Source organism: Vibrio hepatarius, from assembly GCF_043642085.1.
Classification (GTDB): Bacteria; Pseudomonadota; Gammaproteobacteria; order Enterobacterales; family Vibrionaceae; genus Vibrio; species Vibrio hepatarius_C.
In genome coordinates this window covers 63,906-79,846 of record NZ_JBHZSA010000012.1, presented here as the reverse complement: position 1 = coordinate 79,846, position 15,941 = coordinate 63,906, and the positions used below count along the sequence as shown (strand labels likewise).

Below are 15,941 nucleotides of genomic sequence, written 5' to 3'. Positions count from 1 at the left end.
TTACTGCTCACGTTAACACTATGGAATAAGTACAAATAATCACCGTTAGTGATACAATTATACCTATACTCCTCAAATATCGAGACCTAAATTTAGTGCGCTTTTGCCTTCTTTTGCTGTCCGCTTTAACCAGCGTGTTTGTTGCTGCTGATAACAGAGATGTACTGGTTGTACACTCTTACCATCAAGGTTTTTTTTGGGCAGACTCCTTTCAAAAAGGTCTCGATGCGGAATTAAAAGCAACGGATATTTCCACACGTGTGCTTTACCTAGATACCAAGCGCTTGCAGAGTGATGGTTATCTACAGCAGTTGTACCATCTCTATAAAACCAAGTTTGAGCAAGAGAAGTTTCGCGCAATTGTGGTCAGTGACAACAATGCGCTAGCACTGATGAATAAACTTTCCCCGCAGCTTGGCCAGACGCCAGTCATTTTTGGTGGAATCAATAATTACAGCCCTGAATTACACCAAGATATCACAGCAACTGGGGTGATTGAGGATATAGACCTATTTAGCAATATCTCACTGATAGAGCGCCTTCAAGGCGAAGTGGAATCGATTTATATCATCAGCGATCACTCAGTAACGGGAGAGGCGGTTCGCGGCCAGGTCACCAATTTCCTGAACAACAATCCTAAATATCGTCAGAAGATTATTTCTGTGGTCCCAGATAGCTACCCTCAATTGCTTGAACTGGTCGCAGGGCTAGATCGTAACAGCAGTGTGCTATTTTGGATTTACTACCGCGATAAAGACGGTACTGTGAGAACCGATGCCGACCAATGGAAACAACTCAATCAAGCAGCCAACGCACCCATCTATATGGTGCACGACCTAGGGCTAGGTTATGGTGCTGTGGGCGGGGTTATCCAGAGCGGTGTGATGAATGGTAAACAAACCGCGCGTATCTTGGTCGATGTCCTAGAAAATCCAGAACAACCATTACCGAAAATAGAAGTCGGTACACCTGAGATTAAGCTCGACTACCAAGCTGTCCTCAAGTGGGGGTTAGGCATTGAAGGAGAAGCCACTTCGGTCATCTTTAATAAGCCGCTCAGCTTCTCACAGCGTTATCACAATGAACTTAAGATTGCCGGCAGTATGGTCACGGTGCTCTCTGTCATCATCCTAGTCTTGGTTTACTACCTAACACGAATCAAACGCAGTGAGCAGCTTGCCAAGGAAAGCCAAACTTTAATTGAAATGGTGTTTGATCAGAGTTACCACTTTATTGGTGTTCTGGATGAGCATGGCACTGTGGTGTCGAGCAATCGTAAGCTACAAGAGTTGCTGTATGACCAAAACTTCGCGGTTGAACGGCCAATCTGGCAGCATCACCATTGGGAAGCCGCGACGTCGCAGAAGATTAAGCAATTTTTTAGCGAAGCAACGACCGATACCAATGCGCAGTTTGAAGCAGAAATTTGGCATGCTGAGCTTGGCTCTATGGTGTTAGAGCTGTCGTTTAAACCGATTCCATCGCTGAACAGCGGCAAACAGTTCCTATTAGAAGCTCGTGATATTACCTCGCGTAAAATCACTGAAGAGAGACTGTTTCAACGCGAAGCGAATCTAAGCCACTACTATGATCAGCAACCGATCATGATGCTGACCCTTGATGACCAGAATCGAATTCAACAGGTCAATCAATTTGCTGAGCAGTTGCTAGGCTATACCTCGGACCAACTGCTGGGCCATCGCTTGCGAGAGTTCTACCTTCATGAGGATGCGATTATCCCTCGTCAGGTGCTGCTGCAACCCAAGCAGGCGTTGAAAGGCGTGTGGCGTAGAGAGATTGAATATCGACATTGTGATGGTCATACCGTATGGATTCGGGAGAACATCCGCCCGCTGGTGGAAAGTGGCCATCTGCTCATCGTTGGTGAGGATGTGACGGCAACAAGGCAACTGTCGGATCAACTGCAATACCAAGCAGAGCATGATTTATTGACGGGCACCTACAGTCGCAACTATTTCGAAACTGAGCTGATCAAAGCGCTAGCTGAGGTTGAAAGCTATACCCGAACTCATGCGATGTTGTATATCGACCTTGATCAGCTCAAAGTACTCAATGACACCGCTGGCCATGAAGCGGGTGATGCGGCGATCCAGTTCTGTGCCAGCATGCTCGAAGAGGTATTGCCATATAACACCATCTTAGCGCGTTTGGGTGGCGATGAATTTGCGATTTTGCTCAAAGACTGTACTGAAGTGGACGCGAAGAAGTTGGCTTCTACCATTATTAATACCCTCAGTGAGCATCCATTTATTTGGGAAGATATTCGTCTAAACTTGAACTGCTCGATCGGTATTCGATTGATTGACCACACCGCGCTGTCACCGCAAATGGTTCATGCTCAGGCTGATACCGCGTGTCACGTGGCGAAAGAAGAAGGGCGTAATCGCTACAGCCTCTACTGTTTGGATGATAAAGAACTGCGCCGTCGTGAGCAGGAGATGGAAAGCGTCAACCTAGTTCATGACGCGTTAGCCAATCAACGTATTGAGCTGTTTGCTCAGCAAATTTTGAGTTTGAGCGACTCAGAGTCTGGGATGCATTTTGAAATCCTGATTCGAATTAAGAATGCCCAAGGTGAGTACATCTCTCCGGGGATTTTTATGCCCGCATCAGAGCGCTATAACATCGCCCATTTGTTGGATAAGCAGGTTGTTACCCAGACCTTAGATTGGTTAGCAGCCAATGAACAAGCTTTGGAGCAAATTAGCTTATGCTCGATTAACTTATCAGGCCACTCCATGGGCAACAAAGAGTTTATCAAATTCTTATTAAACAAGCTTGAAACCAGCTCTGTACCGTGTGAGAAAATCTGCTTAGAAATCACCGAAACTGCTGCGATGAGCAATATGAGTCAAGCGATAGAGTTCTTTACCCAGCTAAAAGAGTTGGGCTGTCGTATCGCATTGGATGATTTTGGTTCGGGTCTTTCTTCGTTTGGCTACCTGAAAAAGTTACCCGTCGATATCGTAAAAATTGATGGCCTGTTTGTTCGCGATATTGATGTCAATGAAATGGACCACCTGATGGTACGTTCAATCAATGATTTAGCTCGTCAAATGGGCAAGAAAACCGTGGCTGAATTCGTTGAGAATACGCGCATTATTGAGCAGCTAATGGAGCTTCAGGTCGACTATGCGCAAGGTTATATCATCGGCAAACCTAAACCGCTGGCGGAGTTAGTTGAAGAGCTGATGGATAATTAGAAATTTTAGTACCCTAATCGAAAATCCAGTACACTGCGTACCCGATATTGTTACTAGGCTTTGGAGCACTCCGTGCAACTACAACTTCATTGTGAAGACTCAACCCAATTAGACCGTTTTCAACAGCTAACAGAGCGCTGGGGATTAACCCATAGCGAAGATAGCCCGTTTGCATTGGTATTGACCGAACAGCAATTGGAGTTACGTAAGTTGGATGAGCCAAAGCTAGGTGCTATCTTTGTCGATCTTATCAGTGGCGCTGTCGCGCATCGTCGTAAGTTTGGTGGTGGTAAAGGTCAAGCGATCGCCAAAGCGGCAGGACTAAATAAAGGCACTACACCGACAGTTCTTGATGGAACGGCTGGGCTAGGGCGTGATGCGTTTGTATTGGCTTCTTTAGGCTGTAAAGTGCAAATGGTAGAGCGACACCCAGTGGTCGCCGCTTTGTTGGATGATGGCTTAGAGCGCGCGAAACAAGATGCGGAAATTGGCCAATGGGTCAGTGAGCGTATGTCTTTGATTCATGCTTCAAGCCTAAATGCATTGAGTGATCTCGCCAATGATGCTGACTTTGTTAAGCCTGATGTGGTCTATTTGGACCCTATGTACCCGCATCCAGAGAGCAAAAAGAAGAGTGCTTTGGTCAAAAAAGAGATGCGTGTATTTCAGTCATTAGTTGGTCCTGATTTGGATGCGGACGGTTTATTAGAGCCAGCGTTAGCCCTTGCCACTAGGCGTGTTGTTGTTAAGCGCCCAGACTATGCAAATTGGTTAAATGAGCGTAAACCTTCGATGGCGATAGAGACCAAAAAGAATCGATTTGATGTTTATGTCAACGCATCAATGACTTAGCGCACACCGTATCTGTTAGCCACTTTTAAAGCTTGCCTATTGGTTAATTAGCGGGTATATCTTACTAAGAACTATTCGTATTATTAGCTGGAGTGGTAGAGTGGCTAAACGACTTTGTAAGATGAATCGCAAGCAAATTGCGGAAAACTTAGGTGATATCCATCGCTTGGTTGTTGAACCTAAGTATGTCTGCCGCTCGTGCGCTCGTTCATCTGCGGAAAGCACATCTCTATGTAAGCCCGCAGCGATTCCTCCCCAGCATTGCCAAAATAAGCCACTCCAAGAGCAGCAAAGTTGCGCTTTGTTGGCGGAAGCACTTCCACCTCGCTCAGAGGAAAAAGCTCAAGCAGTGCGCCGTGTGGTGGAAAAAGTGAAACAGAAAGCTCAGCTACAAAAAGTCATCACGACAGACAAAATAGCCGAAGACATTACGCTTAATATGGTGGACTTAGCTGATGAGAAGGCAGTAAAGAAAGCCAACAAAGCGTTGAAGAAGCAATTTAAACAGCAAAAGAAATTGCTGAAGTTGGCTAAAAAGCAAAACAAGTTATTGAAGCGACAGAAGAAACTTGAAGCCAGTATTGAGTACTCAAAAGAGTTGGCAGCGCTAATGCCTGAGGCAAGGTCAGCGCAGAATCAATCAAGCATTCACTAGATATAAAAAAGCTCTCCAGTTGGAGAGCTTTTTTCGTTTAGGCCGATTGGTAACTTTGTTCGACTTTGCGTTTCACCCAAGTTTGGTTGACCCACAGAGAAAGCAAAATAATTGCCCCACCAATTGTCAGTGGCACCAGATCGACCTCGCGGTTCCAAATGAGGATGTTAACGATAAGTCCTGCCGGGACAAGTACATTGTTCATTACCGCCAGAGCGCCCGCATTGACCATGGTTGCACCTTTGTTCCAAGCGAAGTAACCGACACCTGAAGCGATTAAACCAAGATAAATTAATACGCCCCATTGAGTGCTGGTGGTTGGCATTTTGTCTAGATTGCCCATCAGAGCGAACGCAACCGTTGCAACACACAGGGCACCTAAATAGAAGTAACCAAAGATCGAGTGCTGTGGCAGGTCGACGTCATATTGTTCCATTAGGTATTTATAGCCAACTTGTCCAATCGCGAAACAGACATTTGCTCCTTGTACCACTAAGAAACCAACAATAAAGTTCTCATTGATATCGGCAAACTTGATCACCGCTGCACCGGCTACCGCAATCGCGGCGGTTACTAAGTACCAAGGTGAAAAACGACGTTTGAGTAAGTCATAGATCAAAGTGACATAGATAGGAGTGAAGATGGTAAAGAGTAGAACCTCAGGCACGGATAGCAGCAAGAACGACTGATAGTAGAAGCAGTACATCAAACCGAGTTGAAAACCACCTACGGTCATCAACTTCACGATAAGCCCCTTATCAACACCTTTAAACTTCAAAAATGGCAGGAACACCAAGCTCGCAAGTGCCACTCGGATAAAAACAGAAAACCAAGAATCAACCTGACCGGCGAGGTAGACACCAATCAGGCTGAAAGAAAATGCCCACAGTAGCGTGACAGCAGATAGATAACCCATGATTAAGACTCATTATCAAAAACTATGGGCGCATTCTATATTAATACGCTTCAGGAATCAGTCTTTGAGTGGTACTACCAACATATCGACCGGAGAGCAGTTGATCAGTTGTCGAGTTGACGAGAGTAGTTTGCTCCAAAAATCCTGATGATGGCCGCAAACCACTAAGTCGATATTGAACTCTTTAATCGTGTCACATAGCTCGTTATTTAAATCACCGCTGCCGACTAAGGTATGTTTGATTGGGTAATTGGCATGTTCTGCGAGGTCTTGCAGTTGCTTCTGAGATGCCTCAATCGCTTGATGCTGGGTCTCTGCCAAGTTGATATCAATCAGTCCAGTGTAGAGCTCTGCATAGTTCACATCGATATGGACAAACGAAATATTGGCGCCAAGAGGTTTGGCCAAGGATACCGCTTTGTTGACCAACAATTTACTGTCTTCAGAGAGGTCGATGGCAACCAAAATATGCTGATAACTCATAATGCTATCTCCTTGTAAGTATCTGTTTAAAGATTAGCACCTTGGTTGAAGAAATTTTGCAAGAGTGATCTCAGATCCACATTTGTTAGACAAAGTGTTATGGTTGCGAACATGATATAGTCAATTTAACTTCAGAGACTTAGTAGGAGTAGCAAATGCTTTCTCAAGCAATGGTTGAACAATTGAATGAGCAAATTAATCTCGAATTTTTCTCATCCAATCTATACTTACAAATGAGTGCTTGGTGTGAAGACAAGGGATTCGAAGGCGCAGCTGAATTTTTACGTGCCCACGCCGTAGAAGAAATGGAGCACATGCAGCGTTTATTCACTTACGTGAGTGAAACCGGTGCAATGCCAATTTTAGGTGCGATCGAAGCACCAAAGCACGAGTTCAATAGCCTTGGCGACGTATTTCGCGAGACATTTGAACATGAGCAAATGATTACTGAGAAAATCAATAAACTGGCTCATGTCGCGTTTACATCTCAAGACTATTCAACATTCAACTTCTTACAGTGGTACGTTGCAGAGCAGCACGAGGAAGAGAAGTTATTTAAAGGGATCTTAGATAAGCTGGATCTTGTTGGTGAAGATGGCAAAGCGCTGTTCTTTATCGATAAAGACTTAGCTGCTTTGGCAAAAGAAGGTTCATCTTCAATTATGGATGCCCCTGCTGAGTAACATTCAGCACAAGACACTCTAAGTAGATCGTCTTTTTCTCCGGGCAAACATGAAGATGTAGGGAGGAAAAGATGATCAATGCTGACACCATTCTATTTGCGCTAATGATGGTAACCGTGGTTAACATGGCTCGTTACCTGACTGCACTGCGTTCTTTAATCTATATCATGCGAGAAGCACATCCGCTGTTATATCAACAGGTGGATGGCAATGGCTTCTTTACCACCCATGGTAATGTGACCAAGCAAGTCCGTCTCTTCCACTACATTAAGAGTAAAGAATACCACCATCACCATGATGAGGTGTTTACAGGTAAATGCGATCGGGTTCGAGAGCTGTTTATCTTATCGACCTCTTTACTGGCTGTGACGTTATTGGCGGCGATGATTCTTTAAGCAGCGAATTGGCAATCTGATTAAATATCGCTAGAATATCCGCTCAAATTGCAAAGGATGTGCGTTATGCACATCCTTTTTTATTGGTTTTTTATGAGTAGTTGTTCATGACAGAAAAGTTTGATGTTGTCATCATCGGTGCGGGTGCGGCAGGTTTAATGTGTGCGGCAGAAGCGGGTAAACGCGGTCGTAAAACATTAGTGCTCGATCATGCCAAAAAGCCGGGGCGCAAAATTCTGATCGCTGGTGGTGGGCGCTGTAACTTCACCAACTATGATGTCTCTGCCAACAACTACTTGTGCCAAAACTCACACTTTGTGAAATCAGCCTTATCGCAATACACCAACTGGGACTTTATCTCTATGGTGAGTAAGCACGGTATTGAGTTCGAAGAGCGTGACCATGGACAGCTATTTTGTGTCGGTGACTATGACTCAAAAGATATCGTCAAAATGCTGCTGGCTGAGTGTGACTATCCAAGCGTTAGCCAACGCTATCAACAAGACATTCATCATATCGAACAAACGGAGTCTGGCTTTACGCTGCATGCTAATACGAGCGTGATCGAGTGCCAGTCTCTGGTCGTTGCGACAGGTGGGTTGTCGATGCCAAAGCTTGGCGCGACGCCATTTGGTTATAAGATTGCTGAGCAATTTGGTCTTGATATTATTTCGACCACTGCGGGGCTGGTGCCGTTTACCCTGCATAAAGAAGACAAAGAAGCCTTTGCTGAATTGTCTGGAATCGCGATTCCGGCTGAGATTACCGCGCAAGATGGTACGGTATTTAAAGAAGCGCTGCTGTTTACTCACCGTGGCTTGTCCGGGCCTTCTGTACTGCAGATCTCTTCATTCTGGAAAGCGGGCGAAAAGGTCACGATTAACTTGGTGCCAGAAGCGGATATTGATGAGCTACTGCAACGCTCACTGGATAAACATCCAAATCAGAGCCTGAAAAACACCTTAGCGAAGGTATTACCAAAGCGCTTGGTCGAAGTACTGATTGATCGAAAAGTGCTGCAAGACAAGCCGCTCAAGCAGTTCAATGCCAAGCAACTGAGTGAGGTAACGCATACTCTCGAAAATTGGCAAATTGCACCCAATGGCACAGAAGGCTATCGCACTGCAGAGGTAACTTTAGGTGGCGTAGACACCAATCATTTGTCATCAAAAACTATGGAGTGTAAGCAGTTCAAAGGTTTGTACTTTATCGGTGAAGTGATGGATGTGACGGGCTGGCTTGGTGGTTATAACTTCCAGTGGTGTTGGAGCTCAGGCTTCGTTGCGGGCCAGTGGGTGTAATTCAAGCCAATAAAATTTAATTAGAGTTCACTCGATAGTACTACACTTATTCTAGTTAGTTGGGTATCGAAGGAGTGAACTCTATGAGTCAACAAGCACTGATCTCTCGTATCAACGAGCTGCCGCGTATAGAAAGTGTATTGCAAGAGCTACTGGAAATGGTCAATCGAGAGTCGATCGATTTTGGTGATTTGGCCCATAAAATGGCGATGGATCAGGTGTTGTTGGCGAGAGTGCTCAGGATGGCCAACTCTGCTCAATTTGGTGGTATTAAAGGCGTGTCTAATATCAATGATGCCATTGTTCGGATTGGTATTGGTGCGATCCGCAATTTGATCTCTTCTTCGATTCTCGCGTCTACCTTTCCTAAAATTGAAACCCTTAACGTTAAAGACTACTGGGCGGGTACTTTTGAAGTCGCTACCATAGCCAGTACCATAGCCAAAGACATTAAGCTCGATCCGAATGAAGCCTTTAGTACCGGAATATTACACAATATCGGTGAGCTGATGATTCATACCCTTGAGCCAGAAAAAGCGGTCATCATTAGCCATCGAATCTCTAGTGGAGAAAACCCAGCCCAGGTGCAGCGAGAGCTGTTAGGGGTTGATGCGCAGCAGTTAGGTGCGGCGTTAGCAGAAAGCTGGATGTTCCCCAATCAATTGGTTGATGCGATTGCTAACGTTAATCACCCAGCTAAAGCGGTTGAGTCAAAACGCTTGGCTTGTCTGATGTATCTAGCGCGCGATGCGCACCAACGTTGGGATAATATGTTTGATCAGGCGGAAAAACAGCGTTATCTGGCCAACAGTAAGGCCGCGCAGGCACTGCATGCTTCACCAGAGTTAGCGGTCAAAATTGATGGAGTGAGAGGTCAGGGCAGTGAATTGGCCTATCAGCTATTTGATGGCTGACAGACCAAGTTATCAAGTTGTTAAGCGGCTTGTTTTGGCTGATCTTTTTTGCCGATTTTGATCTGCTGGATCACTAAGCCTGTGATAATCAGCACCAAACCGACCAATGTCGCTGGATGAATCTGTTCACCTATGATGGTAGCCAAGAGCATCAATGAAATAAATGGCGAAGCGAAAATCAAGTTACTGATTCGAGCAGTGTTTTGCGTTGCTTTTAAGGCACTGAGCCACAGAACAAATGTCACACCCATCTCAAACAAACCTACGTAGGTAACCGCTAACCAGCCTTGAGTGCTTATGTGAGCAAAACTTTCCCCTTCATAGAGGGTTAAACCAATCGCAAACGGAATCGCAACTAAAAAGCCAAGTAATACGCCAACGACAGGGTCGGCTTTATTCTTGGCATTTAAAATCCAGTATCCTGCCCAAAGCAACGTCGATAACAGCGCTAAGCCAACACCCAATGGGCTATCGAAGTTGAGCCCTAGCACATCGCCTTTGGTCGCGATGACAATCACGCCAAGGTAGCTAAACGTACACGCAATCCAATCCTTCGTTCGGATCTTTTGCCCGAGGAATACCGCCGCCATTAAGGTTAAGGTGATCGCCCAACTGTAGTTAATTGCTTGTGCTTGCGAGGCGGGTAACAAATCGTAGGCTTTAAACAAAATGATGTAGTAAGCGAGCGGGTTGATAAGACCGAGTAATAGGTAGTACCAAGGATTTGAAAGAAAAGTGATCGAGAGTAACTTCAATTTGCCCGACACCGCACAGATGATGATCAGCGCAATGGCAGAAACAATACTCGCCACAGTGAGCATTTGAATGGGAGAGAACTCAGCTAGGGTGAGTTTGAAAGCAGTGGCTACCGTCGACCAGAGTAGTACAGCGGATAAACCTAATCCTAAAGCGCGACGCTCGTTCATGATATTCCTTTAATAAAACCAACGACTTATCGTTCAGTGGTCACAAGAGTAGTACAGAGTACGGAGCGCCTAGTCTAGCTGTTCGATATCTAACCGACAAACTGGACATTTATCCAGTGGTAAAATACCATTATCAATACCAAATAAAGAAGAGTTAAATCGTTATTATGCAATGGATTCTTGAGCATCAAAGTGTGTTGGTCAGCGGTGTAGCAGGCGCAATTACCAGTGGTGTTGCTGTTGGCTGGTGGGTCAAACAGAAAATGCGCTTCGACAATCAGCTTTTAGAGCAGCAGTTAGAATCAAATCAGCAGTTGGCGAGCAGCCAAATCGCCCAGTTGCACAAAGAGTTAGCTGAGGCGCAAAGCGAGCTAGATGAGCTCGATACTGAGCGAGATAAAGCCGCCTACGAACTTAAGCAGTCTCACGGCAAGCTGATGGCCGTACTAGAGAAGCTGCGTTACTTCGATGCGGTCAAACAAGAGCGCCAGCAGTATGCCGACGATCTTAACCAAGTGCGTGAGCATAAATCACAGCTTGAAGCGCAACTGCGTGAGCAAGAAGCGCGTCATGAGCAACAAAACAAAGCCAACCAAGAGAAACTGCAGCTATTAGAACAAGCTGAAGAGCGTCTCAAGCAGCAATTTGAGCACTTAGCTAATCAGTTGTTTGAAGCGAAAACCGCCAAAGTTGACCAGCAAAACCGCCAGAGCCTAGATGGTTTGCTCTCGCCATTGCGTGAACAGTTAGAAGGCTTCAAGAAGCAGGTCAATGACAGCTTTAACCAAGAAGCCAAAGAGCGTCATACGCTGGTGCATGAATTGAAAAACCTGCAGCGTTTGAACGAGCAGATGACCAAAGAAGCACTTAACCTAACGCAAGCGCTCAAAGGCGATAACAAGCAGCAGGGTAACTGGGGCGAAGTGGTTCTGGCGCGTGTACTCGCCGAATCTGGTCTGCGTGAAGGTCATGAGTATCAAACCCAAGTCAGTCTGCAAAACGATGCGGGTAAGCGTTACCAGCCCGATGTGATTGTTCACCTACCGCAAGACAAGCAAGTGGTGGTCGACTCGAAAATGGCCTTGGTCGCCTACGAACGTTACTTTAACGCCGAAACCGATGCAGAAAGGGAGCGCGCCCTAAGTGACCACTTACTTGCATTGCGTGCTCACATTAAAGGCTTGTCTAATAAGGATTACCATCAACTGAAAGGCATCCAAAGCCTCGACTATGTGCTGATGTTTATTCCGGTTGAACCTGCCTTTCAAGTGGCGATTCAAGCCGATCCGAGCTTGGTCAAAGATGCGATGGAGCAAAACATCATCTTGGTCAGCCCGACGACCTTGCTGGTGGCACTACGCACTATCGATAACTTGTGGCGCAATGAACGTCAAAACCAGAATGCGCAAATCATCGCTGAGCGAGCCAGTAAGCTTTACGACAAGCTGCGTCTGTTTGTTGATGATATGGAAAGCTTGGGCGGCGCGTTAGATAAAGCCAACCAGAATTACCAAGGCGCGATGAACAAGCTAGCGAGTGGCCGAGGCAATGTGATTCGCCAAGCTGAAAGTTTTAAACAGCTCGGTGTTGAGGTAAAAAAGCCAATCTCAAATGATTTGGTCCAACTTGCTCAACACGATGGCCTCACAGAAAAGCGTGTATTGGATAAAAATGATTCTTTCGCCGAAAGACATCCGGATGAGGATAAAGTAAACTAATCGCCCGCAGCGCTTAGGTCGTATTAATTAGTAGCGCTGCTCGAAGAGGAATCATCATGACGGATACAAGCGTGCAATCGAATACAGCTTTAGAATCAAATGAAACCACGCATTTTGGTTTCACAACCGTAGCAAAAGACGAGAAAGTGACGAAAGTTGCTGAAGTTTTCCACTCTGTGGCGGCTAAGTACGACATTATGAATGACTTAATGTCGGGTGGTATTCACCGCCTGTGGAAGCGTTTCACTATCGATTGTAGTGGTGTTCGTCCTGGTCAGCGTATTCTAGACCTTGGTGGTGGTACCGGTGACCTTACTGCTAAGTTTTCACGCATCGTAGGTGAAAAAGGCCATGTGATTCTGGCTGATATCAATAACTCTATGCTCAATGTTGGCCGTGACAAACTGCGCGACAACGGTATTGTTGGCAACGTTCACTATGTACAAGCCAACGCTGAAGAGCTGCCATTCCCAGATGACTACTTTGATGCCATCACGATCAGCTTCTGTCTACGTAACGTAACAGATAAAGATAAAGCGCTGCGTTCTATGTACCGTGTGCTAAAGCCAGGTGGTCGTCTACTTGTGCTTGAGTTTTCTAAGCCAATCCTAGAGCCGCTATCAAAAATTTACGATACTTACTCATTCCACCTGTTACCTAAGATGGGTGAGCTGGTGGCCAACGATGCAGAAAGCTACCGTTACCTTGCTGAATCTATCCGTATGCACCCGAATCAAGAAACCTTGAAAGGCATGATGGATGAAGCGGGCTTTGATAACACCAGTTACTACAACTTAACCGGTGGTATTGTGGCGTTGCACCGTGGTTATAAGTTCTAAGGTTGCTGACGATGCCATTTGAACCTCTTGTTACTGCGGTCATCGAGACCACACTCAATACATTGGTTAAAGACGATCCTGAGTTGGGTCGTCGACTTGCTCGCCTTAAAGGGCAAGTGATTCAAGTTAACCTCAAAGAACTCAATAAGACCCTGACGTTCATCTTTAGTCAGCAGATTGATGTGCTGGCTAACTACGAAGGGCAACCTGATTGTTACCTATCTCTCAACTTATCGGTATTGCCTGAGCTGCGTGACCAATCCAATATCACTAAGCTCATCAAGCAAGATAAGTTAATGTTAGAAGGTGATATCCAACTTGCGCAGAAGTTTTCGCAGTTGATGACCGATTGCAAACCAGATCTTGAAGAGTGGTTATCTAAACTGACAGGTGATGTCGTTGCACATACGGTGGTGCAAGGTGTTACTGGCGTTGGCAATATGCTTAAAGCTCAGGCGAGTAAGCATCAAAACCATCTTGCGCAGGTCCTGACGGAAGAGTGGAAGATTGCTCCAGCACCGCTAGAAGTGGCACATTTCTGTGATCAGGTTGATGATGTGAAAAGTCAGGCTGCACGCGTGGAAGCGAAGCTCAATAAATTGTTGGAGCTTGCATGACCCTAACTGAGCTGCGCCGCTTATATCATATCGTTCGAGTCCAGCTTGAGTATGGGCTTGATGAACTGCTTCCTGAACATCAGTTAACTAAAGCGCCTCTTCTACTAAGAAAAAGTCTGTTCTGGATTAAGAATCAACATCCAGAAAAGCCGCTTGGTGAGCGACTGCGTTTAGCGTTACAAGAACTTGGCCCAGTGTGGATTAAGTTCGGTCAGATGATGTCGACTCGCCGTGACCTCTTTCCACCTCATATCGCAGACCCATTAGCCTTATTGCAAGACCAAGTGTCACCGTTTGATGGCCAGTTGGCGAAACAGCAAATGGAGCAAGCATTAGGTGGTCCACTGGATACTTGGTTCGATGATTTTGAGATTGAACCGCTGGCGTCGGCGTCGATTGCTCAGGTGCATACCGCTAAGCTGAAACAGACTAACCAAGAAGTGGTATTAAAGGTCATCAGGCCAGATATTCGCCCGGTCATTGATGCAGATCTAAAACTTATGTACCGAATGGCACGTATAGTCGCCAAAGCGCTTCCTGAAGCACGTCGATTGAAACCAGTCGAAGTGGTACGTGAGTACGAAAAAACATTATTGGATGAGCTAGACCTACGTCGTGAAGCGGCCAATGCAATTCAATTGCGTCGTAACTTCGAAGGCAGCGAAGAATTGTATGTGCCAGAGGTCATTACTGACGTTAGTAATGAAACTGTCATGGTTTCTGAGCGAATATACGGCATTCAAGTTTCTGATATTGAAGGCTTGAAGGCCAACGGCACCAACATGAAACTTCTAGCGGAACGTGGTGTGAGTGTGTTCTTTACTCAGGTATTTCGCGATAGCTTCTTCCATGCCGACATGCACCCTGGCAACGTATTTGTTGAACCAGAACATCCAGAGAATCCACGTTGGATTGGTCTAGATTGCGGTATTGTTGGTACGTTAAACAGCGAAGATAAGCGTTATTTAGCGGAAAACTTCTTGGCGTTTTTTAATCGTGACTACCGACGCGTGGCTGAACTGCATGTTGACTCTGGTTGGGTTCCACGTGAAACCAACATTGATGAGTTTGAATTTGCGATTCGCATTGTGTGTGAGCCGATTTTTGCTAAGCCGCTGTGTGAAATTTCGTTTGGTCATGTGCTTTTAAACTTGTTTAACACTGCGCGTCGCTTCAATATGGAAGTGCAGCCACAACTGGTGTTGCTGCAAAAGACACTACTTTATGTGGAAGGTCTTGGCCGTCAGTTATACCCACAGCTAGATTTGTGGGAGACCGCTAAGCCATTTCTTGAAGAGTGGATGATGAACCAAGTTGGCCCGCAAGCGGTGATCAACGCGGTGAAAGATCGCGCGCCTTTCTGGGCAGAGAAACTACCAGAACTGCCAGAGTTGCTGTATGACAGCTTGCGCCAAGGTAAGATGATGAACCAACGTATGGATCAGCTCTACCAAGGCTATCGTTCAAGTAAGCGTCAGCAGGCGACCGGTAAATTTTTATTTGGTGTTGGTGCCACATTAGTCGTATGCTCGGCAATATTGGTAAACAGCACTTATGAGCAGCTTTCATTGGCCAGCGCCATTGGCGGGGTCACATTTTGGTTGCTTAGTTGGCGAGCTTACCGTCAATAGACGTTAAACTCTTGAAATAAATTTGTTTAATAAGACCCGAGGTAAAAAGAATGGGTGGTATTAGTATTTGGCAACTTCTTATTATTGCTGTCATTGTAGTTCTACTGTTTGGTACTAAGAAACTACGTGGTATTGGTGGCGATCTTGGTGGCGCTGTAAAAGGCTTCAAGAAAGCAATGAGCGAAGATGATGCGGACAAAGACAAGAAAGACGCAGACTTCGAGCCAAAAGCTGTTGACCAGCAAAAGAGCGTAGAGCAGCAGAAAACAGAAGCTACTGCTGAAACTAAGAAAGACAAAGAGCAGGCGTAACTCGTGTTTGATATCGGTTTTTGGGAACTGGTATTAATATCTGTTGTTGGACTAGTGGTGCTTGGTCCTGAGCGTTTGCCACACGCGATTCGCAGTGTCTCCAAATTTGTTGGTGCTGCGAAAAGTATGGCAAATAGTGTGAAAGACGAACTTTCTCACGAGCTTAAGGTACAAGAACTGCAAGAGAACTTGCGTAAAGCAGAGCAAATGGGGATGGAAGATCTCTCTCCTGAGCTTAAGTCTTCAGTAGAACAACTGAAGCAAGCAGCGCAAGACGTCCAACGTCCGTACGCGAGCAAAAGCGACTCAGCAACGAACAGTACTGAGACTGTGGATGACCAAGCTGCATCCGTTCACAGCGCCAATGACTCCGCTGGTGAGGTTGAAAGTTTAAACACTCAACCAACACCACAGGCAGATAAAAAAGCCGAATAGTCTCGTATTTAGAGGAGCTACGACTTGAAACATAGAGTCCG

The 15,941-nt window shown here is 45.7% G+C and carries 16 protein-coding genes; 13 read left to right on the top strand and 3 right to left on the bottom strand.

Going from position 1 to position 15,941, the window contains the following annotated elements; genetic code table 11:
• Nucleotides 1–95 precede the first annotated feature (95 nt).
• The 3 genes from ACHUFZ_RS18110 to ACHUFZ_RS18100 all read left to right on the top strand — a co-directional run bounded on the left by ACHUFZ_RS18110 (nucleotide 96) and on the right by ACHUFZ_RS18100 (nucleotide 4,731).
• Nucleotides 96–3,224 carry an EAL domain-containing protein gene (locus ACHUFZ_RS18110; protein ID WP_394128237.1) on the top strand — a complete coding sequence of 1,043 codons (3,129 nt, stop codon included), beginning with the start codon at nucleotides 96–98 and terminating at the stop codon, nucleotides 3,222–3,224.
• A 72-nt stretch (nucleotides 3,225–3,296) separates the two neighbouring features.
• Entirely contained in the window at nucleotides 3,297–4,076 is a 780-nt protein-coding gene (locus ACHUFZ_RS18105; RefSeq protein ID WP_394128236.1) for a class I SAM-dependent methyltransferase, read from the top strand.
• Between the two features lie 100 nt (nucleotides 4,077–4,176).
• On the top strand, nucleotides 4,177–4,731 hold the full coding sequence (locus tag ACHUFZ_RS18100; RefSeq protein WP_394128235.1) for a hypothetical protein: 555 nt from the start codon (nucleotides 4,177–4,179) through the stop codon (nucleotides 4,729–4,731).
• A gap of 37 nt (nucleotides 4,732–4,768) precedes the next feature.
• Here ACHUFZ_RS18100 and ACHUFZ_RS18095 read toward each other — a convergent pair whose 3' ends face one another.
• Together ACHUFZ_RS18095 and uspA are read right to left on the bottom strand one after the other, a co-directional pair.
• Complete coding sequence (locus tag ACHUFZ_RS18095; protein WP_394128234.1) at nucleotides 4,769–5,647, bottom strand: carboxylate/amino acid/amine transporter; 879 nt, start codon at nucleotides 5,645–5,647, stop codon at nucleotides 4,769–4,771.
• Nucleotides 5,648–5,704: 57 nt separating this feature from the next.
• Nucleotides 5,705–6,130, bottom strand: coding sequence for a universal stress protein UspA (uspA, locus tag ACHUFZ_RS18090; protein ID WP_134835742.1), 426 nt, complete (start codon nucleotides 6,128–6,130; stop codon nucleotides 5,705–5,707).
• A 155-nt stretch (nucleotides 6,131–6,285) separates the two neighbouring features.
• On the opposite strand from uspA, the gene ftnA reads away from it, so the two are divergent.
• From ftnA to ACHUFZ_RS18070, 4 genes are all read left to right on the top strand, one after another.
• Nucleotides 6,286–6,813, top strand: a complete 528-nt coding sequence (gene ftnA, locus ACHUFZ_RS18085; protein ID WP_004409725.1) for a non-heme ferritin — start codon at nucleotides 6,286–6,288, stop codon at nucleotides 6,811–6,813.
• Between the two features lie 71 nt (nucleotides 6,814–6,884).
• A complete protein-coding gene (gene uspB, locus ACHUFZ_RS18080) occupies nucleotides 6,885–7,208 on the top strand; it encodes a universal stress protein UspB (protein WP_004409720.1) in 324 nt (107 codons plus the stop codon).
• A 107-nt stretch (nucleotides 7,209–7,315) separates the two neighbouring features.
• Complete coding sequence (locus ACHUFZ_RS18075; RefSeq protein ID WP_394128233.1) at nucleotides 7,316–8,509, top strand: BaiN/RdsA family NAD(P)/FAD-dependent oxidoreductase; 1,194 nt, start codon at nucleotides 7,316–7,318, stop codon at nucleotides 8,507–8,509.
• Between the two features lie 83 nt (nucleotides 8,510–8,592).
• Nucleotides 8,593–9,423 carry an HDOD domain-containing protein gene (locus ACHUFZ_RS18070; protein WP_394128232.1) on the top strand — a complete coding sequence of 277 codons (831 nt, stop codon included), beginning with the start codon at nucleotides 8,593–8,595 and terminating at the stop codon, nucleotides 9,421–9,423.
• Between the two features lie 20 nt (nucleotides 9,424–9,443).
• On the opposite strand, the gene ACHUFZ_RS18065 is transcribed toward ACHUFZ_RS18070, so the two are convergent.
• The gene (locus tag ACHUFZ_RS18065; RefSeq protein WP_394128231.1) at nucleotides 9,444–10,349 is read right to left on the bottom strand and encodes a DMT family transporter; all 906 of its coding nucleotides are present in this window, start codon (nucleotides 10,347–10,349) and stop codon (nucleotides 9,444–9,446) included.
• Nucleotides 10,350–10,516: 167 nt separating this feature from the next.
• On the opposite strand from ACHUFZ_RS18065, the gene rmuC reads away from it, so the two are divergent.
• The 6 genes from rmuC to tatB are packed head-to-tail and all read left to right on the top strand — an operon-like array spanning nucleotide 10,517 to nucleotide 15,900.
• Nucleotides 10,517–12,067, top strand: coding sequence for a DNA recombination protein RmuC (gene rmuC / locus ACHUFZ_RS18060; RefSeq protein WP_394128230.1), 1,551 nt, complete (start codon nucleotides 10,517–10,519; stop codon nucleotides 12,065–12,067).
• Between the two features lie 56 nt (nucleotides 12,068–12,123).
• The gene (ubiE, locus tag ACHUFZ_RS18055) at nucleotides 12,124–12,906 is read left to right on the top strand and encodes a bifunctional demethylmenaquinone methyltransferase/2-methoxy-6-polyprenyl-1,4-benzoquinol methylase UbiE (protein ID WP_004409713.1); all 783 of its coding nucleotides are present in this window, start codon (nucleotides 12,124–12,126) and stop codon (nucleotides 12,904–12,906) included.
• An 11-nt stretch (nucleotides 12,907–12,917) separates the two neighbouring features.
• Complete coding sequence (locus tag ACHUFZ_RS18050) at nucleotides 12,918–13,523, top strand: ubiquinone biosynthesis accessory factor UbiJ (protein ID WP_394128229.1); 606 nt, start codon at nucleotides 12,918–12,920, stop codon at nucleotides 13,521–13,523.
• Nucleotides 13,520–15,154 carry a ubiquinone biosynthesis regulatory protein kinase UbiB gene (ubiB, locus tag ACHUFZ_RS18045; protein WP_394128228.1) on the top strand — a complete coding sequence of 545 codons (1,635 nt, stop codon included), beginning with the start codon at nucleotides 13,520–13,522 and terminating at the stop codon, nucleotides 15,152–15,154. The genes ACHUFZ_RS18050 and ubiB overlap by 4 nt, the downstream gene beginning before the upstream one ends.
• A gap of 50 nt (nucleotides 15,155–15,204) precedes the next feature.
• Nucleotides 15,205–15,465, top strand: coding sequence for a Sec-independent protein translocase subunit TatA (tatA, locus tag ACHUFZ_RS18040; protein ID WP_004409706.1), 261 nt, complete (start codon nucleotides 15,205–15,207; stop codon nucleotides 15,463–15,465).
• 3 nt (nucleotides 15,466–15,468) lie between these two features.
• On the top strand, nucleotides 15,469–15,900 hold the full coding sequence (tatB, locus tag ACHUFZ_RS18035; RefSeq protein WP_134835750.1) for a Sec-independent protein translocase protein TatB: 432 nt from the start codon (nucleotides 15,469–15,471) through the stop codon (nucleotides 15,898–15,900).
• Nucleotides 15,901–15,941: the final 41 nt, after the last annotated feature.

What these genes read in the sequence shown, in the direction of transcription:
- ACHUFZ_RS18095 (WP_394128234.1), bottom strand. Translation starts at nt 5,647, where the DNA reads ATGGGTTATCTATCTGCTGTCACGCTACTGTGGGCATTTTCTTTCAGC.
- uspA (WP_134835742.1), bottom strand. Translation starts at nt 6,130, where the DNA reads ATGAGTTATCAGCATATTTTGGTTGCCATCGACCTCTCTGAAGACAGT.
- ftnA (WP_004409725.1), top strand. Translation starts at nt 6,286, where the DNA reads ATGCTTTCTCAAGCAATGGTTGAACAATTGAATGAGCAAATTAATCTC.
- uspB (WP_004409720.1), top strand. Translation starts at nt 6,885, where the DNA reads ATGATCAATGCTGACACCATTCTATTTGCGCTAATGATGGTAACCGTG.
- ACHUFZ_RS18075 (WP_394128233.1), top strand. Translation starts at nt 7,316, where the DNA reads ATGACAGAAAAGTTTGATGTTGTCATCATCGGTGCGGGTGCGGCAGGT.
- ACHUFZ_RS18070 (WP_394128232.1), top strand. Translation starts at nt 8,593, where the DNA reads ATGAGTCAACAAGCACTGATCTCTCGTATCAACGAGCTGCCGCGTATA.
- ACHUFZ_RS18065 (WP_394128231.1), bottom strand. Translation starts at nt 10,349, where the DNA reads ATGAACGAGCGTCGCGCTTTAGGATTAGGTTTATCCGCTGTACTACTC.
- rmuC (WP_394128230.1), top strand. Translation starts at nt 10,517, where the DNA reads ATGCAATGGATTCTTGAGCATCAAAGTGTGTTGGTCAGCGGTGTAGCA.
- ubiE (WP_004409713.1), top strand. Translation starts at nt 12,124, where the DNA reads ATGACGGATACAAGCGTGCAATCGAATACAGCTTTAGAATCAAATGAA.
- ACHUFZ_RS18050 (WP_394128229.1), top strand. Translation starts at nt 12,918, where the DNA reads ATGCCATTTGAACCTCTTGTTACTGCGGTCATCGAGACCACACTCAAT.
- ubiB (WP_394128228.1), top strand. Translation starts at nt 13,520, where the DNA reads ATGACCCTAACTGAGCTGCGCCGCTTATATCATATCGTTCGAGTCCAG.
- tatA (WP_004409706.1), top strand. Translation starts at nt 15,205, where the DNA reads ATGGGTGGTATTAGTATTTGGCAACTTCTTATTATTGCTGTCATTGTA.